The sequence below is a fragment of the Roseovarius sp. MBR-79 genome (genome assembly GCF_053628555.1).
In genome coordinates, this window is sequence record NZ_JBRJGP010000012.1 from 1 (window position 1) to 23,111 (window position 23,111).

General features: G+C 65.3%; 27 protein-coding genes. 18 read left to right on the forward strand and 9 right to left on the reverse strand.

Features of this window, described 5'->3' with window-relative positions:
• A partial coding sequence (locus ACSSV8_RS13095; RefSeq protein ID WP_454282734.1) for a hypothetical protein occupies positions 1 to 227 on the forward strand: 227 nt, incomplete at its 5' end.
• Positions 228 to 412: 185 nt separating this feature from the next.
• Entirely contained in the window at positions 413 to 757 is a 345-nt protein-coding gene (locus tag ACSSV8_RS13100; protein ID WP_354539289.1) for a helix-turn-helix domain-containing protein, read from the forward strand.
• Positions 758 to 759: 2 nt separating this feature from the next.
• On the opposite strand, the gene ACSSV8_RS13105 is transcribed toward ACSSV8_RS13100, so the two are convergent.
• On the reverse strand, positions 760 to 1,071 hold the full coding sequence (locus ACSSV8_RS13105) for an ETC complex I subunit (protein WP_354539288.1): 312 nt from the start codon (positions 1,069 to 1,071) through the stop codon (positions 760 to 762).
• Between the two features lie 234 nt (positions 1,072 to 1,305).
• Between ACSSV8_RS13105 and trhA the strand changes: the two genes are divergently transcribed.
• Positions 1,306 to 1,914 (forward strand): PAQR family membrane homeostasis protein TrhA, encoded by a 609-nt coding sequence (gene trhA, locus ACSSV8_RS13110; RefSeq protein ID WP_454282735.1) that lies wholly within the window; start codon positions 1,306 to 1,308, stop codon positions 1,912 to 1,914.
• A 9-nt stretch (positions 1,915 to 1,923) separates the two neighbouring features.
• On the opposite strand, the gene ACSSV8_RS13115 is transcribed toward trhA, so the two are convergent.
• Together ACSSV8_RS13115 and ACSSV8_RS13120 are read right to left on the reverse strand one after the other, a co-directional pair.
• Entirely contained in the window at positions 1,924 to 2,187 is a 264-nt protein-coding gene (locus tag ACSSV8_RS13115) for a DUF6455 family protein (protein WP_454282736.1), read from the reverse strand.
• Between the two features lie 83 nt (positions 2,188 to 2,270).
• Complete coding sequence (locus ACSSV8_RS13120) at positions 2,271 to 2,987, reverse strand: M48 family metallopeptidase (RefSeq protein ID WP_454282737.1); 717 nt, start codon at positions 2,985 to 2,987, stop codon at positions 2,271 to 2,273.
• 121 nt (positions 2,988 to 3,108) lie between these two features.
• Between ACSSV8_RS13120 and ACSSV8_RS13125 the strand changes: the two genes are divergently transcribed.
• Positions 3,109 to 3,345 carry a hypothetical protein gene (locus tag ACSSV8_RS13125; RefSeq protein ID WP_354539284.1) on the forward strand — a complete coding sequence of 79 codons (237 nt, stop codon included), beginning with the start codon at positions 3,109 to 3,111 and terminating at the stop codon, positions 3,343 to 3,345.
• A 3-nt stretch (positions 3,346 to 3,348) separates the two neighbouring features.
• Here the strand turns inward: ACSSV8_RS13125 and meaB are convergent, their stop codons facing one another.
• Positions 3,349 to 4,323, reverse strand: coding sequence for a methylmalonyl Co-A mutase-associated GTPase MeaB (gene meaB, locus ACSSV8_RS13130; protein WP_354539283.1), 975 nt, complete (start codon positions 4,321 to 4,323; stop codon positions 3,349 to 3,351).
• 137 nt (positions 4,324 to 4,460) lie between these two features.
• Between meaB and hrpB the strand changes: the two genes are divergently transcribed.
• Together hrpB and ACSSV8_RS13140 are read left to right on the forward strand one after the other, a co-directional pair.
• A complete protein-coding gene (gene hrpB, locus ACSSV8_RS13135) occupies positions 4,461 to 6,911 on the forward strand; it encodes an ATP-dependent helicase HrpB (RefSeq protein ID WP_354539282.1) in 2,451 nt (816 codons plus the stop codon).
• 88 nt (positions 6,912 to 6,999) lie between these two features.
• Positions 7,000 to 7,449, forward strand: a complete 450-nt coding sequence (locus ACSSV8_RS13140) for an NUDIX hydrolase (RefSeq protein WP_454282738.1) — start codon at positions 7,000 to 7,002, stop codon at positions 7,447 to 7,449.
• A gap of 6 nt (positions 7,450 to 7,455) precedes the next feature.
• Here ACSSV8_RS13140 and ACSSV8_RS13145 read toward each other — a convergent pair whose 3' ends face one another.
• From ACSSV8_RS13145 to ACSSV8_RS13160, 4 genes are read right to left on the reverse strand one after another with little or no spacing between them, the layout of a single operon-like run.
• On the reverse strand, positions 7,456 to 8,487 hold the full coding sequence (locus tag ACSSV8_RS13145; protein ID WP_454282739.1) for a MaoC family dehydratase: 1,032 nt from the start codon (positions 8,485 to 8,487) through the stop codon (positions 7,456 to 7,458).
• A 2-nt stretch (positions 8,488 to 8,489) separates the two neighbouring features.
• On the reverse strand, positions 8,490 to 8,693 hold the full coding sequence (locus ACSSV8_RS13150) for a DUF1737 domain-containing protein (protein WP_354539279.1): 204 nt from the start codon (positions 8,691 to 8,693) through the stop codon (positions 8,490 to 8,492).
• 4 nt (positions 8,694 to 8,697) lie between these two features.
• A complete protein-coding gene (locus ACSSV8_RS13155) occupies positions 8,698 to 9,243 on the reverse strand; it encodes an NnrU family protein (protein WP_454282740.1) in 546 nt (181 codons plus the stop codon).
• Between the two features lie 6 nt (positions 9,244 to 9,249).
• Complete coding sequence (locus tag ACSSV8_RS13160) at positions 9,250 to 10,107, reverse strand: HpcH/HpaI aldolase/citrate lyase family protein (protein WP_454282741.1); 858 nt, start codon at positions 10,105 to 10,107, stop codon at positions 9,250 to 9,252.
• A gap of 180 nt (positions 10,108 to 10,287) precedes the next feature.
• Between ACSSV8_RS13160 and ACSSV8_RS13165 the strand changes: the two genes are divergently transcribed.
• Positions 10,288 to 10,587, forward strand: a complete 300-nt coding sequence (locus tag ACSSV8_RS13165; RefSeq protein ID WP_454282742.1) for a hypothetical protein — start codon at positions 10,288 to 10,290, stop codon at positions 10,585 to 10,587.
• Positions 10,588 to 10,610: 23 nt separating this feature from the next.
• Here the strand turns inward: ACSSV8_RS13165 and ACSSV8_RS13170 are convergent, their stop codons facing one another.
• The gene (locus ACSSV8_RS13170; RefSeq protein ID WP_454282743.1) at positions 10,611 to 11,360 is read right to left on the reverse strand and encodes a sulfite exporter TauE/SafE family protein; all 750 of its coding nucleotides are present in this window, start codon (positions 11,358 to 11,360) and stop codon (positions 10,611 to 10,613) included.
• Between the two features lie 151 nt (positions 11,361 to 11,511).
• On the opposite strand from ACSSV8_RS13170, the gene mdh reads away from it, so the two are divergent.
• From mdh to ACSSV8_RS13225, 11 genes are all read left to right on the forward strand, one after another.
• Positions 11,512 to 12,474, forward strand: a complete 963-nt coding sequence (gene mdh, locus ACSSV8_RS13175; RefSeq protein WP_354539274.1) for a malate dehydrogenase — start codon at positions 11,512 to 11,514, stop codon at positions 12,472 to 12,474.
• A 223-nt stretch (positions 12,475 to 12,697) separates the two neighbouring features.
• Positions 12,698 to 13,891, forward strand: a complete 1,194-nt coding sequence (gene sucC, locus ACSSV8_RS13180; RefSeq protein ID WP_454282744.1) for an ADP-forming succinate--CoA ligase subunit beta — start codon at positions 12,698 to 12,700, stop codon at positions 13,889 to 13,891.
• Between the two features lie 59 nt (positions 13,892 to 13,950).
• Positions 13,951 to 14,832 (forward strand): succinate--CoA ligase subunit alpha, encoded by an 882-nt coding sequence (gene sucD, locus ACSSV8_RS13185; RefSeq protein WP_454282745.1) that lies wholly within the window; start codon positions 13,951 to 13,953, stop codon positions 14,830 to 14,832.
• 75 nt (positions 14,833 to 14,907) lie between these two features.
• Complete coding sequence (locus tag ACSSV8_RS13190; protein ID WP_454282746.1) at positions 14,908 to 17,871, forward strand: 2-oxoglutarate dehydrogenase E1 component; 2,964 nt, start codon at positions 14,908 to 14,910, stop codon at positions 17,869 to 17,871.
• Complete coding sequence (gene odhB / locus ACSSV8_RS13195) at positions 17,871 to 19,394, forward strand: 2-oxoglutarate dehydrogenase complex dihydrolipoyllysine-residue succinyltransferase (protein WP_354539269.1); 1,524 nt, start codon at positions 17,871 to 17,873, stop codon at positions 19,392 to 19,394. Before ACSSV8_RS13190 ends, odhB begins: the two co-directional genes overlap by 1 nt.
• Before the next feature lie 7 nt (positions 19,395 to 19,401).
• Positions 19,402 to 19,662 (forward strand): BrnT family toxin, encoded by a 261-nt coding sequence (locus ACSSV8_RS13200; protein ID WP_354539268.1) that lies wholly within the window; start codon positions 19,402 to 19,404, stop codon positions 19,660 to 19,662.
• Entirely contained in the window at positions 19,659 to 19,865 is a 207-nt protein-coding gene (locus ACSSV8_RS13205) for a hypothetical protein (protein WP_354539267.1), read from the forward strand. Before ACSSV8_RS13200 ends, ACSSV8_RS13205 begins: the two co-directional genes overlap by 4 nt.
• 116 nt (positions 19,866 to 19,981) lie before the next feature.
• Positions 19,982 to 20,422: a hypothetical protein gene (locus tag ACSSV8_RS13210; protein WP_354539266.1), complete on the forward strand. Its 441-nt coding sequence runs from the start codon at positions 19,982 to 19,984 to the stop codon at positions 20,420 to 20,422.
• On the forward strand, positions 20,422 to 20,817 hold the full coding sequence (locus tag ACSSV8_RS13215) for an MAPEG family protein (RefSeq protein WP_454282747.1): 396 nt from the start codon (positions 20,422 to 20,424) through the stop codon (positions 20,815 to 20,817). The genes ACSSV8_RS13210 and ACSSV8_RS13215 overlap by 1 nt, the downstream gene beginning before the upstream one ends.
• Positions 20,818 to 20,910: 93 nt before the next feature.
• The gene (gene lpdA / locus ACSSV8_RS13220) at positions 20,911 to 22,305 is read left to right on the forward strand and encodes a dihydrolipoyl dehydrogenase (protein ID WP_354539264.1); all 1,395 of its coding nucleotides are present in this window, start codon (positions 20,911 to 20,913) and stop codon (positions 22,303 to 22,305) included.
• A complete protein-coding gene (locus ACSSV8_RS13225; RefSeq protein ID WP_354539263.1) occupies positions 22,302 to 23,108 on the forward strand; it encodes a glycosyltransferase family 2 protein in 807 nt (268 codons plus the stop codon). The genes lpdA and ACSSV8_RS13225 overlap by 4 nt, the downstream gene beginning before the upstream one ends.
• Positions 23,109 to 23,111: the final 3 nt, after the last annotated feature.

A 23,111-nucleotide genomic window follows, 5' to 3' on the forward strand; every position in this document is an offset into this window, starting at 1 on the left:
AAAGCCTGACAGGAAAGGCGCTCGCGCCGCATTTGGAACAGCCATTTCTGCGCTCGCAAACGTTAGTTTTTCCACACAATCGGCCTGAAGGGGACATTCGCCCCCTCTCCCCCGCGCGGAATCAAGGCGTGCCCCGCACGCCGCCGCGCGAGCGCCCGACCGCCCCCCGGGCGGGCGCTTTTTCGACGTTGAAACCCCTTCAATCGTTCCAGTATTTGGCACCATAAAGCGCTCACCAACGCTGTTGCAGCGCCCACCCGCGGTCGGGCCCTCGCGCGGCTCCACCAATGTCAGCAACAGGCCACGAACGTTCCCCCGTGCAGCATCGGGCACTTTGTGTCAGGTGTCGAATACTACTGCTCTGCACCTGGCGTAGGACTCCCGGCGCTTCTCGCTGTGGCATGGTTGGCGGATGAGACGCTCGGACATCTGCCTTCACCTTGGCTCCGCCGACCGATCCGAGCGTCAGGATTTGATTATCAACCGCATCGCGTCGCGCAAGCTTGTCTGGCGTGCGGGGATCGTGCTTGCCACGGTCGACGGCCATGGCACCTTCGAGATCATGCGGCGAACGAACATGTCGAAGCCCACGGTTCGGCGCTGGCAAGAGCCGTATCTCGATGAGGGCGTGGCGGGGGGCAGCTCACCCGGTCTGTTCAAGCTGCCGCTCGGACAGACCGCCGGGATGCCATGTCGGCAAAGGCCGCGCCGGATCCTTACCCCTAATCCGAGCTCGATTTATCCCGATTTACACTGAAATCAGTGCGTCCAGACCTGACGGCGATAGGTTGCAAAGTTCTCGCCATAGCCGCCGGGGCGAATGTTGGCCTTGCGCGGTTTGGGGTCCTGCACCACGGCGTCTATGCCATGATCCTTGGCATAGTCGAGCGCCGCCTCCTTGGTGGGAAACCGCAGACGCACCTGCGCCTGAGTGTCGCCCGACGAGGTCCAGCCCATCAATGGATCGACCTCGCGCGCCGTTCCGGGGACGAATTCCAGCACCCAATGCCGTGTTTTGGCGGTGCCCGACTGCATCGCAGTGCGGGCGGGTTTGTAGATGCGCGCAGCCATGGGAACACTCCTGATTTCAGCCTCTGACTTATCCCAAAATGGGGACGATGACGCAAGGGGCAAGGTCAAATGGGCGCACTCGACCGGTTCGCGACATCGGGTTGAGCGTCGCCTCGGTCACATACCGTGACGTAATTGTGTAAAATGCAAAATTTCATGGAATCGTAACAGGTTTGGTGCAAGTCTGTCCGGATGGCACAGGGCGCTTACCCACTTTACTCCAGAGCGGAACGCGTGGCCGATGGCGCGGTGCACGTGACCGGGCTATTGGCCGCCGTGACCGGGGTGGCGATGCTTCTGGCGATGTGGGCGCTCAGGATGGACGGGGTGACGCTCGCGGCGGTGCTGGTCTATTCGCTGGCGCTGATTGCGATGCTCGGGGCCTCGGCGGCCTATCACCTCTTTGCCCATACCCCGGCGCGCCCGGTGCTGCGCCGCCTAGACCATGCGGCGATCTATATCAAGATTGCGGGCACCTTCACGCCGCTCGGCGTGATTTTGAACACCGCTTTCGGCTACGCGGTGCTGGCGGCGGTCTGGGCGCTGGCGCTGGCGGGCGCGGTGTCCAAATTGCGCCGCCCGCGCGGCCAGATGACAACCCATTGGCTGCCCTATATCGCGCTCGGCTGGCTCGGGGTCGCGCTCATCCTGCCGCTTGCGGGTGTGCTGCCGGGGCCAAGCCTTGGCTTCATCGTGGCAGGCGGGCTGCTCTACACGGCGGGGGTGGTGTTCTACGCCTGGGAAAGCCTGCGCTTTGCCAACGCGATCTGGCACCTCTTCGTGGCGCTGGCCACGGGGTGTTTCTTTCTGGGCATCAGCACGGCGCTGGCGACCGCGCTCTGACGCGCCGCCTCAGGCGCGGCGACCGGCCTTGAGATCGGCGAAGAGATCGACGTTGCGGCAATAGTCCGGCGCGGTCCCGCTGTCGGGCCGCGCGTCCAGCCAATGCTCGCAGTCACCGGGATTGGCGCAGCCGGTGCAGGCGAGAACGGCATCCCCCAATGCACCGGGGGTCAGTAACCCCTCCATCATTTTCTCTTCCAGATCAACGCCCTGAACCGTGGCCATACGGTCTACAAGACCGGCGTGATGTTTGAGCGTGCGGGCGCTTTGCATGGGAACTCTCCTGTTGATTGCACAGAAGGGTGCCGCAAAGAGGACGGTCACGCTTTGATCTGCGTCAAATCAGGCCCCACGCCTCAGAGCTGTGAGGCCACCCGGCGCACCGTCTCGATGCGCTGCGCATTTGGCGGATGGGTCCCGAGAAAGCGGTTCCCCGGATCAGGGATCTGCGAAAAGAATTCGACCCCGCGCACCGGGTTATAGCCCGATTTATGGGCGATCACGGTGCCAAGCGCGTCGGCCTCAAGCTCGAACTCCTTGGAAAAGGCGCGCCCGCCCACGCCCGCGCCGAGGCGCGCCGCCTGATCCACAGCACCCTGTCCGGCACCGGTGACGGCGGCAATGCCGCCGAGGATGAGCGCGCCCGCGGCCGCACTTTGCTGCTGGCGCGGGATATGGCCCGCGATGTGATGCGCGGCCTCGTGGCCCATGACGAAGGCCAGCTCATCCGCGTTGCGCACCGAGGCGATCATCGGCAGGGTGAAGGCAAGGATCGGCTGGCCGTTGCGGTCAAGCGTCTGGTAGGCGTTCACGGGCTGTCCGGGGCGGTCATCCACCACGATGCGGAAATCGCAATTGGAGCTTGGCGCGCGGGCGCGGCATTCGCGTTCCGCAACCGGCTCCACCCGCTGCACCACGGTCAGGAACTGCTGCACCTTGTCGCGCGTGACCACGGGCGGGGCCGGGCGCTGCGCGGCGGCGGGCTGCGGCGCGGGGCGGGTGGTCTGACTGGTCTGCGTCACCTCGACACAGGAGGCAAGGCCGATCAGGGCAAGGCAGGCAATCCAGCGCATGACAACTCCTCGTTAAACTCGACTGCCTTCGTTTTAGCAGGGTTGCGCCGCCCCGCCACCCCCTTTGCCCCTGCGCGCCATCGCCCGTTGCAATCCTCCGCCGACGCGATACGCTATCCCCATGTTTTCCATCGAACACGAATTCGACTCGACCGTGATCACCCTTGTGGACGAGGGCGAGGTGCCCTTGGCCGAGGATGTCATCGTCAACGCCTTCGAGGAATGCGTGACGATCGAGCAATACGACCCGCGCACCGACCGGGTGCAGAAGATCACGCTGTCGATGACGCAATTGCGCGATCTGGGTGCAGCGCTCGACCTGCCCGAGGGGGTCTATCTGCGCGAAGCCAGCCCCTGAGCCTTAGCCGCCAATCCGCGCCAGCATCCGCGCGGCGGCGACCGTGGGCGTGATCTCACCGCGCGCGACCTCCTGGGCGAAACCCTCCATCAGGGCGCGATTGGCGGGCGTCTCGAGCCGCGCGAGCAGGCCCTGTTTCACCTCTTCGACGAACCAGCTTTGCGCCTGTGCGATGCGGCGGGCGGCGAAATGCCCCTCCGCGCGTCGCCAGTCGACCAGCGCACGCATCTCGTCCCAGGCCGCCGCCAGCCCGTCCTCGGCCAGCGCCGAGACCGTCAGCGCCTTGGGAAAGCCCTCGGGGTCCTGCGCGCGCTTGCGCAAGAGGCGCAGCGCGCCCGCATAATCCGACCGCGTGCGCATCGCCGCCGGTTTCAGATCGCCATCGGCCTTGTTGACAAGGATGAGATCGGCGATTTCCATGATCCCGCGCTTGACGCCCTGCAACTCGTCGCCGCCCGCAGGCGCCAGCAACAGCACGAAGATATCCGCCATCTCGGCCACCACGGTTTCGGACTGGCCCACGCCCACGGTCTCGATCAGCACCACGTCATATCCCGCCGCCTCGCACAGCATCACCGCCTCGCGCGTGCGCCGTGCCACGCCGCCCAGATGCGTCCGGCTGGGCGAGGGGCGGATGAAGGCGTTCGGATCGCGCGAAAGCCGCTCCATCCGCGTCTTGTCTCCGAGGATCGAGCCGCCTGAGCGCGCCGAGGAGGGATCGACAGCGAGCACCGCCACGCGCAGCCCCTGCGCGGTCAGCATGAGCCCGAAGCTTTCGATGAAGGTGGATTTGCCCACCCCCGGCGTGCCCGAGAGGCCGATACGGATGGCCGTGCGCCCGGCCCGGTTGACCCGTTCGAGAAGCTGCGCCGCCGCCGCGCGGTGATCGGGCCGCGCGCTCTCGATCAGCGTTATGGCACGGGCCAGCGCGCGGCGGTCGCCGTGCAAAACCCTGTCGCTGAGATCGTCCTCGGTCATGGGGCCGCCCTTTGGTGCGGGGTCTTCTTGCCCCGGGCGGCCGCGCGTGTCCAGAGCGGGAGAGATGAGTATTTTTGGAACAGTGAAACGGGGCCGCGCCTCTGGCCAAGCGGGCGCGCCTGTCCGATAAGCGGGGGATGAGCCTGCGACTGCCCATTCTCGACGCTGTTCCCGACCTGCTGGTCGCCTTGCGCGCGCGCGGGCGCGCCGTATTGCAGGCCCCGCCCGGGGCGGGCAAGACCACGGTCGTGCCGCTCGAGATGCTGCGCGCGGGGCTGGTTTCTGGGCGCATCGTGATGCTCGAGCCGCGCCGTCTGGCGGCACGTGCGGCGGCGGAGCGCATGGCCGAGAGCCTTGGCGAGGCCGTGGGCGAAACCGTGGGCTACCGCATCCGGGGCGAGGCGCGGGTATCGCGCGCGACGCGCATCGAGGTGGTGACCGAGGGGATATTGACGCGCATGGTGCAGGGCGCGCCCGACCTGCCCGGCGTGGGCGCGGTAATCTTTGACGAGTTTCACGAGCGTTCCCTCAATGCCGATCTGGGTCTGGCGCTTTGTCTCGAGGTGGCGGGCGCGCTGCGCGAGGATCTGATGCTGCTGGCGATGTCGGCCACGCTCGACGCCGGGCCGGTGGCGGCGCTGATGGGGGATGTGCCGGTGATCACCTCGGAGGGGCGCAGCTTTCCGGTCACGACCCGCTGGCTGGACCGGCCCCTGCCCAAGGGCGCGCGCCTGCCCGAGGTCGTGGCCGATCTTGTGGCGCGGGCCGTGGCCGAGACGGCGGGCGGCGTGCTGGTCTTCCTGCCCGGCGAGGGCGAGATCCGCCGCACAGAGGCGCTGCTGAAAGGTCGCCTGCCATCCGGGTGCCAGATCCGGCCCCTCTTCGGCGCGATGGATTTCGCGGCGCAGCGCGCCGCCATCGCGCCGGTGACTTCGGGGCGCAAGGTGGTGCTGGCCACGGCCATCGCCGAGACCTCGCTCACCATCGAGGATATCCGCGTGGTGGTGGATGCAGGCCGCGCGCGGCGCGCGCGGTTCGATCCCGGCTCTGGCATGGCGCGGCTTGTGACCGAGCGGGTGACCCGCGCCGAGGCGGCGCAACGGGCAGGGCGCGCGGGCCGCGTGGCCGAGGGGGTCTGCTACCGGCTATGGACGCGCGGCGAGGAGGGCGCGCTTGGCCCCTTTCCGCCTGCCGAGATCGAGGCCGCCGACCTGACCGGTCTGGCACTGGAGCTGGCGCTCTGGGGGGCCGCGCCCGAGGCGCTGCCCTTTCTCACCCCGCCCAATCCCGGCAGCTTTGCCGAGGCGCGCGCGCTGCTCACGGATCTCGGTGCGCTCGATGCGCGCGGCGCGATCACCGCGCATGGCCGCCGCCTTGCCGCGCTGCCCTTGCATCCGCGTCTGGCGCATATGCTGAGCGTGGCGGGGCCGGAGGCTGCGGACCTTGCCGCGTTGCTGGCCGAGCGCGACCCGTTGCCGCGTGCCGCGCCTGTGGACCTTGCGCTCCGGCTCGGGGCGGTGCGCGATCCGCGCGGCTATGCCGGGCGTCATCCGTGGGAGGCGCATCGCGGCACGGTGGAGCGTATCCGCACCGAGGCCAGACGCCTGCGGGCGCAGGCGCAGGGTCGTGACGGCGGGCAGAGTGCGGCGGAGATGGCCGCGCTCGCCTATCCGGACCGCATCGGGCTGCGCCGCAAGGGCGAGGCGCCGCGTTTCGTGCTTTCGGGTGGTAAGGGGGCGGTGCTGCCCGAGGGCGATCCGCTGGCGGGGGCGCGGCTCATCGTGGCGACGGACCTTGACGGCGACCCGCGCGAGGCCCGCATCCGGCAGGCCATCGCCATATCCGAGGCGGAGGTTCGCGGGCTTTATGCCGGGCGTATCGGCTGGCACGATGTCTGCGCCTGGGACCGGCGCGTGCGGCGCGTGGTGGCGCGGCGGCGGGAGCGGCTTGGCGCGCTGGTGCTCGACGACCGGACCTGGCCCGACGTGCCGCCCGAGGCGGTGGCGCGCGCCATGCTCGAGGGCGTGCGCGATCTGGGGCTGGTCTGGAGCGCGCCTGCGCGGCGGCTGGCGGCGCGCGTGGCGCTTCTGCGCGCGCGCGATCCGTCCCTGCCGGACATGTCCGAGGCGGCGCTGATGACGGGGCTGGAGGCGTGGCTCCTGCCGCATGTCGCGGGGGTGAAAACGGCGGAGGACTGGCGGGGCTTCGACATTGCCCCGGCGCTTGAGGCGATGCTGACATGGGACCAGCGCCAGACGCTCGACCGCGCCGTGCCGAGCCAGTTCACCACCCCGCTCGGGCGGCGCATTCCCATCGACTATTCCGGCGAGGCACCCGAGATCACGCTGCGCCTGCAAGAGATGTTCGGCCAGACCACCCATCCGGCCGTGGCGGGCCAGCCGCTGCGCGTCACGCTGCTGTCGCCGGCGGGCAGGCCGCTTCAGACGACGATGGACCTGCCGGGGTTCTGGGCCAGTTCCTATGCGGAGGTGCGCAAGGAGATGCGCGGCCGTTACCCTCGTCACCCCTGGCCCGAGGATCCGACCGAGGCCGACCCGACGCTGCGCGCCAAGCCCCGCAACACTTAGTGATTTGCTAAATCATTCATTTGCACTTAAACTATAGGATCAATGAATAAGTCGATCGCCCACCCGAGCAGGGGTCCGAATGGTCAAGATGTCCTCTCTTTCTGCGCGCGCTGGCGCGGCGGCGACGCACCCGCCTGACATGCAGGTCGCGGCGCTTTGCTGGCGCAAGGTGAAGGGACAAAAAGAGATCCTGCTCATCACCAGCCGCGACACCGGGCGCTGGATTGTGCCCAAGGGCTGGCCCATCGAGGGGCTGACGCCTGCGCAATCGGCGCTGCGCGAGGCCTGGGAGGAGGCGGGCGTGCGCGCCGAGGCCGACAAGGTGCGGCCCTGCGGGCAATTCCGCTATGAGAAAATTCTCAAGGATGGCAGCGGCGTGCTCCTGGTGACGCAGGTTTACAAGGTGCGGTTGCGTGCGGATGGTCTGGCGAGCAGCTTTCCCGAGGCGGGCCAGCGTCAACGCCTCTGGGTGCGCCCCAAAAAGGCCGCGCAGATGGTGGAAGAGCCCGAGTTGCAGGACATCCTGCGCGCCTTCTGACCCCGCTCAGCGCGGCACAAGCGCCCAGTAATCGAGATCGAGCAGGACATGCGGCAGGTATTTTCCGTCCTCGCCGCGCAGCGTGAAGGGTGCGCCGCCCTTCGTGGCGACCAGTCGCAGGCGCAACGCGCCCACCCCCGGCGCGGGCGTCTCGGCGCGGTCCAGCACCTCGGACCAGGCGCGCAGCGTGTTGCCCGCGAAACAGGGGTTGGCATGGGACCCGGCATTCACGGCCACGATCATCTGCGCATTGGCGAGGCCATTGAACGACAGCGCGCGCGCCATCGAGATGACATGCCCGCCATAAATGAGCCGCTTGCCATCCTCGCGCAAACTCGCGTCGAAATGGGTCTTGGCGGTGTTCTGCCAGAGCCGCGTGGCGAGCATATGCTCGGCCTCCTCGATGGTCACGCCGTCCACGTGGTCGATCTGCTCGCCCACCGTGTAATCGCCCCAGCGATGCGGCTCTCCGGCAAGGGGAAAGTCGTAGCGCGTGAAATCGAGGCCCTCGGGGATGACCAGATCGTCCGCCGCCACCGCAGCGGCAAGCGCAGGCACCACCGGCGCGGGGGCAGGGGCGGCGCTATCGCGCTTGCGCACCATCACCCAGCGGACAAATTCCATCACCGTCTCGCCATGCTGGTTGGTGCCGGAGGTGCGCACATAGACCACGCCGGTCTTGCCAGAGGAGTTTTCCTTGAGCCCGATCACCTCGGATTGCGAGGCGAGCGTGTCACCGGGCCAGACGGGCCGCAGCCAGCGCGCCTCTGCATAGCCCAGATTGGCCACGGCATTGAGCGAGATATCCGGCACCGACTTGCCGAAGACGATGTGAAACGCCGCCAGATCATCCAGCGGGCTGGCGCGCAGGCCGCAGGCGCGGGCAAATTCGTCCGAGGAATAGAGCGCATGGCGCGCCGGATAAAGCGCATGATAAAGAGCGCGCTCGCCCCCCGAGACGGTGCGCGGCACGGCGTGGCGGATCACCTCGCCCAGCCGGTAATCCTCGAAGAAGCGGCCCGGGTTGGTCTTGGCCATGCTCACTGCTCTCCCAGCTTGATGTCGGGGGAATAGGTGCCCGGCACCTCCTTGATGACCGCCTGCCCGCAGCGCATCACGCCGTTGGCCGCGTCGAACGCATAGGTGGGGTCGCCATGGAGCGACCAGCCCTTGTTGAGCGCGGCGGTCACCTTGTGACAGAAGGCCGAGGTGTCATCGGCGGTCAGAAACCGGTAGAGTTGCATGGGTTTACCCCGGAAATGGCCAGACGCCCAGCCAGTTGTGGACAAAGGTCATGGCAAAGAACAGCACCAGCGTGATGATGACCAGCAGGATGTCGCGCTTGGCCTCGCCCGGTGCGGGGCGGTCCCAGTCTTCGGACATGTTTATGACCACCACTTCCAGCACCGCCCAGCCCAGGAGGCCACCAAAGAGGATCAGCGAGGCCAGATCACCATTGACCAGCAGGTGCGCCACCGCCCAGACCTTGACGGCGGTCAGTTGCGGATGGCGGATCGCGCCGCGCAACCGCCCCTTGGTCGCGCTCATCCCGTAGAGAAACACCGCGCCCAGCATCATCAGGTTGTTGACATGCACCGTCCAGGCGGGCGGGAACCAGACATTCACGAACTCCGCCTGCCGGTAGCCCACCACCATCAGCACCAGACCGGCGAGGATACCCACCGCCGCCAGCCCCTTGCCAGCCTTGCCCATCCGCGCGCGCAGATCGGGGGCCACGCGCTTGAAGAGATGCGCGGCGGTCCAGAGGATCAGTCCGAGGATGAGATAGGTCATTGCGCGCTACTCCGCTGCCAGGTCGCGTATCGCTTGGGCCTGTGCAAGGATGCGCTGCGCCGTGACCACATGCAGATTCTCGACGATCTGCCCGTCCACGACCGCGATCCCCTGACCCGAGGCTCGGCTTTCTTCATACGCGGCAATCTGGCGTTCGGCCAGTTCGATTTCGGCCTCCGTGGGGGCAAAGGCGGCATTGGCGATGTCGATCTGCGCGGGGTGGATCAGCGTCTTGCCGTCGAAGCCCAGATCGCGGCCCTGTTCGCATTCGACACGCAGCCCGTCGTCGTCCTTGAAGCGGTTATAGACCCCGTCCACCGCCACGATCCGCGCCGCGCGTGCCGCCAGAACGATGGTTTGCAGCGCCAGCATCAGCGGCATACGGTCGGGCTGCGCCCTTGTCCGCAGATCCTTGGCCAGATCATTGGTGCCCGCGACCAGCCCCGCGACGCGCGCATGGGCCGCGATTTCGCGCGCGCCCAGGATCGAGAGCGGCGTTTCCATCATCGCCCAGACGGCTATGTCGGGCCCGATGATCTCGGTCAGCGTGTCGATATCCGAAGGCGCGTTGACCTTGGGCAGAAGGATCGCATCGGCCCCGGCATCGGCAAATGCACGCGCATCGGCCAGCCCCCATTCCGTGCTCAGCGCGTTGATCCGCACGATTTTCGCGCGCCTGCCATAGCCGCCCTCTTGCAGTGCCGCGCGCAGCGTGGCGCGGGCCTCGGCCTTGGCGTCGGGGGCGACCGCGTCCTCCAGATCGAAGATGATTGCATCGGCGGGCAGGCCGCGCGCCTTGTCGAGCGCGCGCTCCTTGGAGCCGGGAATATAGAGCACGGAACGATAGGGTCGGGTGCTGGCCATGGTCTGCCCTCATATTTGGGAAATTTTCTTGCGCAGGGATGCCATTTTTCGGCGGAAATGTTCAAGCGGTTTCTGCCGCGATGCAGCATCAAGGGAGGTGACTCTGCGTTAACCAAGTCTTCACGCCTTTTGCGGCATGATTTTCCCGACGGCAGGGACCAACCGGGAAAGGGTATGACGATGATGAGATATGCTCTGGCGCTGGTCTTGGCGTCGCTTTCGGCACCTGCCATGGCGCAGGGCGCGGCCTGCGCGCCGCGCGACGTGGTGGTGAAACGGCTGGCCGACGCCTATGGTGAGACGCGGAAATCCATGGGACTCGGCTCGCAGGGGGCTGTGATCGAGGTGTTCGCCTCCGACACGTCGGGCAGTTGGACAATCACGGTCACGGGCACGAATGGCGTCACCTGCCTCATTGCGGCAGGGCAGGCATTCGAGGATGTGGCCGACGCGCTGCCGGTGCCCGGCAACGATGCGTGAGCCCCGCGCCAACCGGTGCGGGGCTAAAGACCATCGAGGATGAGTTTCACGCCGGTCACGGTCAGCAAGACGTAGGTGAGCCCGAAGAACGCGCGCTCGGGCACGAGCCGGTGCGCGCGCACACCGATCCATGCACCGATCAGGGCAAAGGGCGCAAGCATCAGCGCAACGCTCAGCGTCTCGCGCGTGAAGAGACCAAGAAAGCCGTAGGGCACTGCCTTGGCGATATTTATCACAAAGAAGACCGCCACCGTCGTCGCCTGAAACCCGGTTTTGCCCAGCCCGCGCGACAAGAGATACACCGCCGCAGGCGGCCCGCCCGCATGGCTCACGAAGCTGGTGAACCCGGCCACCATCCCGGCCAGCAGCCCCGCACCCACCGGCAGGGGTCGCGCTGCGCCGCGCACCAGTCGCGCCCGCACCGCCAGTTGCCAGGCCACGAAGCCCACTGCGACCGCCCCGATCAACACCCGCATCAGGTCCGCATCGGCCACCCGGTAAAAGGCCATCCCAAGCGCCACGCCCGGCAACCCGCCCAGCACCAGCACGCGCGTCTCTTCGCGTCCCCATTGCCGCCAATAGGGCCGCAGCGTCGCCACATCGATGACCATCAAAAGCGGCAGCATGATCCCGAGCGCCACCCCCGGCGGCGCCACGATCGCCAGAATCGCCGCGCCCGCAAAGGCCGCGCCCGAGCCGAATCCGCCTTTCGATATCCCGGCGAAAAGCGCGGCAAAGACCCCGGCGGCGAAGATCTCCCATGTCACCCCCATCGGCCAAGCCCCCGTTTCCAAACGCCGCTTCTGGCATACGACGGTATGCCGCAGGCACCCACCGCCGCATCGTGACCTGCGGCAGGCTTGCATGACACAGAATTTCAGACTACGCCACGCCGCAACTATGCAACCTGTGGAGACAGATCCAATGGCCAGACCCAAGATCGCGCTGATCGGCGCGGGACAGATCGGCGGCACGCTTGCCCATCTTGCCGCGCTGAAGGAACTCGGCGACATCGTGCTTTTCGACATCGCCGAGGGCACGCCCGAGGGCAAGGCGCTCGATATCGCCGAATCCGGCCCCTCCGAAGGCTTTGACGCGGTGCTCAAGGGCACGCAGTCCTATGCCGATATCGCGGGCGCGGATGTCTGCATCGTCACCGCCGGCGTGGCGCGCAAGCCGGGGATGAGCCGTGACGATCTTCTGGGCATCAACCTCAAGGTCATGAAATCGGTGGGCGAGGGGATCGCGGCCAACGCGCCCGACGCGTTTGTGATCTGCATCACCAACCCGCTCGACGCGATGGTCTGGGCGCTACAGCAATTCTCGGGCCTGCCCGCGCACAAGGTCTGCGGCATGGCCGGTGTTCTGGATAGCGCGCGCTTCCGTCACTTCCTCAGCGTCGAGTTCGGCGTGTCGATGCGTGACGTGACCGCTTTCGTTCTGGGCGGGCATGGCGATACGATGGTGCCCTCGGTGCGTTATTCGACCGTTGCGGGCATCCCGCTGCCGGATCTGATCGAGATGGGCTGGACCACGCAGGACAAGCTCGACGCCATCCTGCAACGCACCCGCGACGGCGGCGCCGAGATCGTCGGCCTGCTGAAAACCGGCTCGGCCTTCTATGCGCCCGCCACGTCGGCCATTGAAATGGCCGAGGCCTATCTCAAGGATCAAAAGCGCGTCCTGCCCTGCGCGGCCTATTGCGATGGCGAGCTGGGCGTGAAGGACATGTATGTGGGCGTGCCCACGGTGATCGGCGCGGGCGGGATCGAGCGCATCGTCGAGATCAAGCTCACCAAGGATGAGCAGGCCATGTTCGACAAGTCGGTTGAGGCCGTAAAGGGCCTCGTGAAGGCCTGCAAGGAAATCGATCCGTCGCTCGCATGACGAAAACCGCAAAGAGTTAGATCAGGGCTGGAGCATATCCAGCCCTGATTCCTTTTGCGATGGAAAAAACGGTTTGAGCGTCGCTTGTGATCACAGGAATTATTCGTGTGATCACAAAATGCAGAATTTCGGCGCAAATTTTCCGTCACGGCGAAAAATCCTTTAAATCGCCCGTCATTCCGTGCCTATACCTGTTCCGATCACAGCAAAACGGGACAGGTTCATGAACATCCACGAGTATCAGGCGAAGGCGCTTTTGCGGGCTTACGGGGCTCCGGTTTCGGATGGGCGCGTTGTTCTGCGCGCGGAGGAGGCGAAGACGGCGGCGGGGGGTCTTGACGGGCCGGTCTGGGTCGTGAAGGCGCAGATCCATGCCGGGGGTCGTGGCAAGGGCAGGTTCAAGGAAGCGGGTGCCGGCGAGGCGGGTGGCGTGCGTCTGGCGCGCTCGGTCGAGGAGGCCGCCGAGGAGGTGCGCCGGATGCTGGGGCGCACGCTGGTGACCAAGCAGACCGGGCCTGCGGGCAAGCAGGTCAACCGCGTCTATATCGAGGATGGCGCGGGCATCGCGCGCGAGCTTTACCTCGCGCTGCTGGTGGATCGCGGCACGAGCCGCATCTCCTTTGTGGCCTCGACCGAGGGCGGCATGGATATCGAGGAGGTGGCCGAGAGCACGCCCGAGAAGATCCTCAGCTTCGCGGTCGATCCCGCCACCGGCTATCAGCCCTTCCATGGCCGCCGCATCGCCTTTGGCCTTGGCCTCACCGGAGGTCAGGTCAAGCAATGCGTGGCGCTGATGGGCATGCTCTACAAGGCGTTTGTCGAAAAAGACATGGAGATGCTGGAAATCAACCCGCTGATCGTGACCGACAAGGGCGATCTCAGGGTGCTTGATGCCAAGATCAGCTTTGACGGCAACGCGATCTATCGCCACGCCGATATCGCCGAATTGCGCGACACCACCGAAGAGGACCCCAAGGAGCTTGAGGCCTCGAAATACGACCTCAACTATATCGCTCTGGATGGCGAGATCGGCTGCATGGTCAACGGCGCGGGTCTGGCGATGGCCACCATGGACATCATCAAGCTTTACGGGGCGGAGCCGGCCAATTTCCTCGATGTGGGCGGCGGCGCGACCAAGGAAAAGGTCACCGAGGCGTTCAAGATCATCACCTCCGATCCGCAGGTCAAAGGCATCCTCGTCAACATCTTCGGCGGCATCATGCGCTGCGACGTGATCGCCGAGGGCGTGGTAGCCGCCGTCAAGGAGGTGGGCCTAAAGGTGCCGCTCGTTGTCCGGCTTGAGGGCACCAACGTCGAAAAAGGCAAGGAGATCATCAACAATTCCGGCCTCGACGTGATCGCCGCCGACGACCTCAAGGACGGCGCGCAGAAGATCGTGAAGGCCGTCAAAGGCTGATCCCGCAGGGTGGGTGCCAACCCACCTCTCCCAAGAATTTATTACAGGAGAACGCCAAGATGGCAGTCCTCGTAGACGAAAATACACGCGTGATCTGTCAGGGCCTCACCGGCTCTCAGGGCACGTTCCATTCCGAACAGGCCATCGCCTATGGCACCAGGATGGTCGGCGGCGTGACCCCCGGCAAGGGCGGCAGCACGCATCTTGACCTGCCGGTGTTCAACTCGGTGCATGAGGCCAAGGCCGTGACCGAGGCCAATGCCTCCGTCATCTACGTCCCGCCCCCCTTTGCCGCCGATTCGATCCTCGAGGCGATTGATGCCGAGATGGAGCTGATCGTCTGCATCACCGAAGGCATCCCCGTCTTGGACATGATGCGCGTCAAGCGGGCGCTGGAAGGCAGCAAATCGCGCCTCATCGGTCCCAACTGCCCCGGCATCATCACGCCCGACGCCTGCAAGATCGGCATCATGCCCGGCCATATCCACCGGCGCGGCTCTGTCGGCGTCGTCTCGCGCTCCGGCACGCTCACCTATGAGGCGGTCAAGCAGACCTCGGATGTGGGCCTTGGACAATCGACCTGCGTCGGCATCGGCGGCGACCCGATCAAGGGGACCGAACATATCGACGTGCTGGAATGGTTCCTCGCCGATGACGAGACGCAGTCGATCATCATGATCGGCGAAATCGGCGGCTCTGCCGAAGAAGAGGCCGCGCAGTTCCTGAAAGACGAGAAAAAGCGCGGCCGCTGGAAACCGACCGCAGGCTTCATCGCCGGACGCACCGCCCCTGCGGGCCGCCGCATGGGCCATGCAGGCGCCATCGTGGCGGGCGGCAAGGGCGGTGCCGAGGACAAGATCGAGGCGATGAAATCCGCGGGCATCACCGTGGCCGAAAGCCCCGCCAGCCTCGGCGAGGCGGTGCTCAAGGCCATCGGCTGACGCATCCGGGCCGGGCCGGGGGCGTCCCCGGCCCGGCCCAACCAACAGGGTTCCAAGCTCCTCCGAGGTGCCAAAATGACCGACCAATCCCCCAACGACCAGTTCCACGCCTCCTCCTTCATGCAGGGCGCGAATGCCGAATACCTGGAGCAGCTTTACGCCCGCTACGCCCATGATCCGGGTGCGGTCGATGAGGCGTGGCGCGCCTTCTTCGATCAGTTGGGCGATGGTCACGACGATGTGCGCCGCGAGGCGCAAGGTGCCTCATGGGCGCGCGCCGACTGGCCGCCCATGCCGTCCGATGATCTGACTGCCGCGCTGACCGGCGAATGGCCCGCCGAGCCGGAATTGAAGGACGCGGGCAAGAAGATCGCCGCGAAAGCCGATGAAAAGGGCGTGAAGCTCAGCGATGAGGACGTCAAGCGCGCGGTGCTCGATAGCGTACGCGCGCTCATGCTCATCCGCGCCTATCGCATCCGGGGCCACCTCATCGCCGATCTCGACCCGCTCGGCCTGCGCGAGCAGGGCCACCAGCCCGAGCTTGACCCGAAATCCTACGGCTTCACCGAGGCCGACATGGACCGGCCCATCTTCATCGACAACGTGCTTGGCCTGCAAATCGCGAGCCTGCGCGAGATCCTCGCCATCGTGCGGCGCACCTATTGCGGCACCTTCGCGCTGCAATACATGCACATCTCCGATCCTGAACAGGCCGCTTGGCTCAAGGAGCGGATCGAAGGCTATGACAAGGAAATCTCCTTCACCCGGCGGGGCCGCAAGGCGATCCTGAACAAGCTCGTGGAGGCCGAGGGCTTCGAGAAATACCTCCATGTCAAATACATGGGCACCAAGCGGTTCGGCCTTGATGGTGGCGAGAGCCTCATTCCCGCGATGGAGCAGATCATCAAGCGCGGCGGTCAATTGGGCGTGCAGGATATCGTCATCGGGATGCCGCATCGCGGACGGCTCAACGTGCTCGCCAATGTCATGGGCAAGCCCTACCGCGCGCTTTTTCACGAGTTTCAGGGCGGCTCCTCCAAGCCCGAGGATGTCGACGGCTCGGGCGATGTGAAATACCACCTCGGGGCCAGCCACGACCGCGAGTTCGATGGCAACACCGTCCATTTGTCGCTGACCGCCAACCCCAGCCATCTCGAGGCGGTGAACCCGGTGGTGCTGGGCAAGGTCCGCGCCAAGCAGGATCAGTTGAACGACACCGACCGCACCAAGGTTCTGCCGATCCTCTTGCACGGCGACGCGGCCTTTGCCGGTCAGGGTGTCGTGGCCGAGGGCTTCGGTCTCTCGGGCCTCAAGGGGCACCGCACCGGCGGCACCATGCATATCGTGGTGAACAACCAGATCGGCTTTACCACCGCGCCGCATTTCTCGCGGTCCTCGCCCTATCCCACGGATATCGCGCTGATGGTCGAGGCACCGATTTTCCACGTCAACGGCGACGATCCCGAGGCGGTCGTTCATGCCGCCCGCGTCGCCACGGAATTCCGCCAGAAATTCCACAAGGACGTGGTCATCGACATCATCTGCTACCGCCGCTTCGGCCATAACGAGGGGGACGAGCCGATGTTCACCAACCCCCTGATGTACAAGAAGATCAAGCAGCAGAAGACGACGCTCGCGCTCTATACCGACCGGCTCGTGAAGGACGGTCTCATCCCCGAGGGCGAGGTCGAGGACCTCAAGGCCGCGTTCCAGTCCTTCCTTGCCGACGAGTTCGAGGCGGGCAAGGATTACCGCCCGAACAAGGCCGACTGGCTCGACGGCAAATGGTCGGACCTCAACCCGCACAAGGGCAAGTATGAGCGCGGCGAGACGGCGATCCCGTCCGAGACCTTCAAGGAGGTGGGCGCGGCGCTGACCCATGTGCCCGAGGGGGTCACCGTTCACAAGACGGTCGAGCGCCTGCTCGAGGCCAAGCGCCAGATGTTCGAGACCGGCGAAGGCTTTGACTGGGCCACCGCCGAGGCGCTGGCCTTCGGCTCGCTCCTGACCGAGGGCTATCGCGTCCGCCTCTCGGGCCAGGACAGCACGCGCGGCACCTTCAGCCAGCGTCATTCCGCCTTCATCGACCAGGACACCGAAGAGCGGTATTACCCGCTCAACAATATCCGCGAGGGCCAGGCACCATACGAGGTCATCGATTCGATGCTCTCGGAATATGCGGTGCTCGGGTTCGAATACGGCTACAGCCTCGCGGAACCCAAGGCCCTTACCCTCTGGGAGGCGCAGTTCGGCGACTTCGCCAACGGCGCGCAGATCATGTTCGATCAGTTCATCTCCTCGGGCGAAAGCAAGTGGCTGCGGATGTCGGGCCTCGTGTGCCTGCTGCCGCATGGCTATGAAGGGCAGGGGCCGGAGCATTCCTCCGCCCGGCTGGAACGGTTCCTGACGATGTGCGGCGGCGATAACTGGATCGTGGCCAATTGCACGACGCCTGCGAACTATTTCCACATCCTGCGCCGTCAGCTCTACCGCACCTTCCGCAAACCGCTCATCCTGATGACGCCGAAATCGCTTCTGCGGCACAAGATGGCGGTGTCGAAAACCTCGGATTTCGTCACCGGCTCCTCCTTCCACCGGGTGCTGTGGGACGATGCGCAATACGGGAATTCCGACACCAAACTTGTCGCCGACAAGAAGATCCGCCGCGTCGTCATGTGCTCGGGCAAGGTCTATTACGACCTGCTGGAAGAGCGCGACAAGCGCGGCATCGACGATGTCTATCTGCTCCGGGTCGAACAGTTCTACCCCTTCCCCGCCATGTCGATGGTCAAGGAGCTGGAGCGCTTCAAGGGCGCGGAAATGGTCTGGTGCCAGGAAGAACCCAAGAACCAGGGTGCCTGGTCTTTCATCGAGCCGAATATCGAATGGGTGCTCACGCGCATCGACGCCAAGCACAAGCGCCCGGTCTATGCCGGCCGCCCCGCTGCCGCCTCGCCCGCCACGGGCCTTGCCAACCAGCACAAAGCACAACAAGAGGCGCTGGTGGATGCCGCGCTCTCCATCGAAGGAAACAAGTGATGAGCACCGAAGTCCGCGTCCCCACCTTGGGCGAATCCGTCACCGAGGCCACCGTCGCCACATGGTTCAAGAAACCCGGCGATCAGGTCGCTGCCGACGAGATGCTGTGCGAGCTTGAAACCGACAAGGTGACGGTCGAGGTGCCCAGCCCGACGGCGGGCACCCTGGGCGAAATCGTGGCGCAGGAGGGCGAGACCGTGGGCGTCGACGCCCTTCTTGCCACCATCACCGCAGGCGAGGGCAAGGCCGCCCCGGCGAAAGCCGACAAGCCCGAGGTCAAATCCGCGCCGACCGACACGGGCAGCGATAAGGGCGGCGAGAGCATCGACGTCATGGTGCCCACCCTTGGCGAAAGCGTGACCGAGGCCACCGTTTCCACCTGGTTCAAGAAGGTGGGCGACCGTGTCGAGGCCGACGAGATGCTGTGCGAGCTGGAGACCGACAAGGTCTCGGTCGAGGTGCCGGCCCCCGCCTCCGGCACGCTGACGGAAATCCTCGCAGGCGAGGGCGAGACGGTGCAGGCGGGCGGCAAGCTCGCGCTCATGTCCTCGGGCGAGGGCGCGGCAAGCCCCGCCAAATCGGACGCCGCTCCGGCAGAGGAAAGTCCGGCCAAAGCCTCCGGCAAGGATGTCGAAGACGCCCCTTCGGCGAAAAAGGCCATGGCCGAGGCGGGCGTCAGCCGCGATCAGGTCACCGGCTCGGGCCGTGACGGTCGCGTGATGAAAGAGGATGTCGCCAAGGCAGGGCAGGCCCCGAAAGCCGCGCCCGCCGCCCCCGCCCCGGCCGCGCAGGCCCCCCGCGCGCCCTCCCCGGCCGAGGATGCCGCGCGCGAGGAACGCGTCAAGATGACGAGGCTCCGCCAGACCATCGCCCGCCGCCTCAAGGACGCGCAGAACACCGCCGCCATGCTCACCACCTATAACGAGGTCGACATGACCGAGGTGATGGCGCTGCGCAACCAGTACAAGGACGAGTTCTTCAAGAAGCACGGCGTGCGCCTCGGCTTCATGTCGTTTTTCACCAAGGCCTGCGTCCACGCCCTGAAAGAGGTGCCCGAGGTCAATGCCGAGATCGACGGCACCGATATCGTCTACAAGAACTTTGTCCATATGGGCATCGCGGCAGGCACCCCCACCGGCCTCGTCGTGCCGGTCATTCGCGACGTGGATCAGATGGGCTTTGCCGCCATCGAGAAGGCCATCGCCGAGAAAGGCGCCCGCGCCCGCGACGGCAAGCTCTCGATGGCCGAGATGCAGGGCGGCACCTTCACCATCTCCAACGGCGGCGTCTACGGCTCGCTCATGTCCTCGCCCATCCTCAACCCCCCGCAATCGGGCATCCTCGGCATGCACAAGATCCAGGACCGGCCCATGGTGGTGAACGGCGAGATCAAGGCCCGCCCGATGATGTATCTCGCGCTCAGCTACGACCACCGCATCGTCGACGGCAAAGGCGCGGTGACATTCCTCGTGCGCGTGAAAGAAGCACTCGAAGATCCCCGGCGGTTGTTGATGGATTTGTGAGCACCGCGTGACAGACCCGCTTTATGAATGGGACGCCGCCAAGGCCGAAAACAACATGGCCAAACACGGCGTCCCCTTCACGGCGGTGCAGGGTTTCGACTGGAGCAGCGCGATAGAGGCCGAAGATACACGCTATGACTACGGCGAGACCCGGATGCAGGCCCTTGGCAAGATCGACGGGCGATACCACGTTCTTGTCTATGCTTGGCGCAACGCCCGCATCCGCGTAATCTCGTTGCGCAAGGCCAACCGAAGGGAAATCCCATGAGCATCCGCCCAAAACCGCCCGAAGATTTTGACGAGAACCCACCCCTCGACGCGGATTTCTTCACCCGCGCCCGCCCCGCCACCCCCGGCGAAGCCGCCCGCCTGCGCGCGGCTCTGGAACGGATCGTGAAGGCGCATGAGGCGGGGCGGTCTCTCGACGAGGCGATTGCCAAGGCGCGTGAAACGCTGGCGGTGGGGGGATGAGACGGTCAGATATTCTCATCATCGACGGCAACGGTGCGGTGACGTTCTTGGTGCGCGTGAAAGAGCCCCTCGAAGGCCCGTGCCGGTTGCTTATGGACTTGTGAGGCAGAAGTTTGGTGAATAGCGTAATTGAAATAATCATTGAGCGTTGGCGTTTTCAGGAACGCCAATGCTTTTACGCTTTTTCTGCCGCTGGTGCCGCTATCGGTTACGCTATCGTTACATCAAGTAATTTAGCGTCAGGATCAGCTATAAGATTTTTAATGGCAGCTTTAATTTTGTGGACTTTCTCGATGTTGTGCGGCCTGAAGTTACTTTCACTTTTAAGTTTGGCTCAAAGAATGTCCCTCGCAGCGATGCGACTAAAAGGGAATACTGCGGAACTCAAAATTGCTGACACTGAGTTTATACATGATGACAAAATTGTTGGAAGAAAGATTAGCTGCTATCGAAATCTTCAGGTCATATTTCTTTTAATAGGGGCGCTCGTATACTTGCCCTCGGTTGTTGATTTTGCGCTGGCGTTTGATCTAACACCGATGCCGGCGGATAGATAATGACCCCCGAACTCACCGCCCTCACCCTCGCCGCCCTCCTGCAAGCGGTCCAGTTCCTCCTCTACGCCATCCCGGCGAATCTGGAGCTTGGCCCCGGCTACACCATGTCCGCGCGTGACCGCGAGCCGTCGAAACAACTCTCGCCCAAAACCGCCCGCCTTGGCCGCGCGCTCAACAACCATTTCGAGGGGCTGATCCTCTTCACCATCGCCGTCGTCACCGTCACCCTCTCCAACCAATCCACCCAATTCACCGCCGCCTGCGCCTTTACCTATCTCGCCGCGCGCGTGCTCTACATCCCCGCTTACTATTTCGGCCTCAGACCGGGCCGCTCGCTCATCTGGTCCGTGGGCTTCGCCGCCACCCTGCTCATGCTGCTGGCGGCGCTCCTCTAGATGCTTCATCTTGCCCCAAATATTCCGGGGGAGTCGCCCATCGGGCGACGGGGGCAGCGCCCCCGCCCTGACCCAAACGAAAGGAACTGACCCATGGCCTCTTACGACGTGATCATCATCGGCGCCGGCCCCGGCGGCTATGTCTGCGCCATCCGTTGCGCGCAACTGGGCCTCAAGACCGCCGTGGTCGAGGGCCGCGAGACACTGGGCGGCACCTGCCTCAACGTCGGCTGCATCCCGTCGAAGGCCCTCCTGCACGCCTCCCACATGCTCCATGAAGCGGAACACAATTTCGCGAAAATGGGCCTCAAGGGCAAATCCCCCTCGGTCGACTGGAAAGAGATGCTGGCCTACAAGGATGATGTCATCGGCCAGAACACCAAGGGCATCGAATTCCTGTTCAAGAAGAACAAGATAGACTGGCTCAAGGGCTGGGGCAGCATCCCCGAGGCGGGCCGCGTCAAGGTCGGCGATGACACCCATGAGGCCAAACATATCGTCATCGCGTCCGGCTCTGAATCCGCCAGCATCCCCGGCGCGGATGTCACCATCGACGAGAAAATCGTCGTCACCTCCACCGGTGCGCTGGAACTGCCCAGGATCCCCAAGACCATGGTGGTGATCGGCGGCGGTGTCATCGGGCTGGAGCTTGGCTCGGTCTATGCCCGCCTCGGCACCTCGGTCACGGTGGTGGAATATATGGATCAGGTCACCCCCGGCATGGACGCCGAGGTGCAAAAGACCTTCCAGAGAATATTGAAAAAACAAGGGCTTGACTTCGTCATGGGGGCCGGTGTCCACACCGTCGAGACGCTCAAGACCAAGGCCAAGGTCGCTTACAAGCTGCGCAAGGATGACAGCGAGCATCAGCTTGACGCCGATGTGGTTCTCGTTGCCACGGGCCGCAAACCCTATACCGAGGGGGTCGGCCTCGATGCGCTTGGCGTCGAGATGACCAAGCGGGGCCAGATCGCTGTCGGCAAGGACTGGCAGACCAATATCAAGGGCCTCTACGCCATCGGCGACGTGATCGAAGGGCCCATGCTGGCGCACAAGGCCGAGGATGAAGGCATGGCCGTGGCCGAGGTGCTGGCGGGCAAGCACGGGCACGTCAACTACGGCGTCATTCCCGGCGTGATCTATACCCACCCCGAGGTCGCCAATGTGGGCGAGACCGAGGAAACCCTGAAAGAGCAGGGCCGGGCCTACAAGGTCGGCAAGTTCTCCTTCATGGGCAATGGCCGCGCCAAGGCCAATTTCGCGGGCGACGGGTTCGTGAAAATCCTCGCCGACAAGGAAACCGACCGCATCCTCGGTGCCCATATCATCGGCCCCGCGGCGGGCGATCTCATCCACGAGATCTGCGTCGCGATGGAGTTCGGGGCAAGCGCCGAGGATCTGGCGCTGACCTGCCACGCGCACCCGACCTATTCGGAGGCGGTGCGCGAGGCGGCGCTTGCCTGCGGCGACGGGGCCATTCACGCGTGACGGATGCCCCGCGCGTCTCGGTCATCATCCCGGCCTTTCGCGCGCATGACAGCCTGCCTGCCGCGCTCGCCTCGGTGGCGGCGGCGGGCCTGCCGCCCGGAGAGGTCGAGGTGGTCATCGCCCCCGACGATGGTGACGATTACGCAGGGCTTCCGCATCACGGCCTGCGTGTGGTCCGCTGTCCGGCGCATCATGTGGCCAGCGGGGCAGGGGCCGCGCGCAACCGCGCGCTGGCGCAGGCCTCGGGGCGGATGGTGGCCTTTCTCGACGCCGATGACACATGGGAAACGGGCTATCTCGCGGCTCTCTTGCCGCTCGCCGAGGCGCAAGGCGTGGCCTTCGGGCGCACGCGGGTGCTTGATGCGGGTCGCCCGCTTATGGATCTGCCGGACCACCGGAGCGCGCGCCTCGGCATCGCCGATCTTGGCATGGGGGCCAGCTTTCACCCGGTGATGGCGCGCGCGCTGGCAGGGCCGTTTCGCAGCCTGCCTTCACAGGACGTGCTGCATGCTGCCGAGGCGCTCTCGGCGGCTGGGGGCCATGCGCCGCTGGCCCCGATCCATTACAACCTGCATCTCAACGCCCGCAGCGCCACGGCGGATCGCGGCTTTGCGCTGCGCGTGCAGGGGGCCTATGCCCGCATCCTGCGCGATATCGAGACCGGACGCACTGGCCTGCGCCCCGAGCACTGGTCCATGGCCCGCTCGGCCTTCGAGGCCAAGGCGCGCCTCAATCGCGCCTATATGCGGGCCGGGGGCCAGCGTCCGTTTTATGCGTTTCTGAAGGCGCGCGCAGAGCGTTAGGTC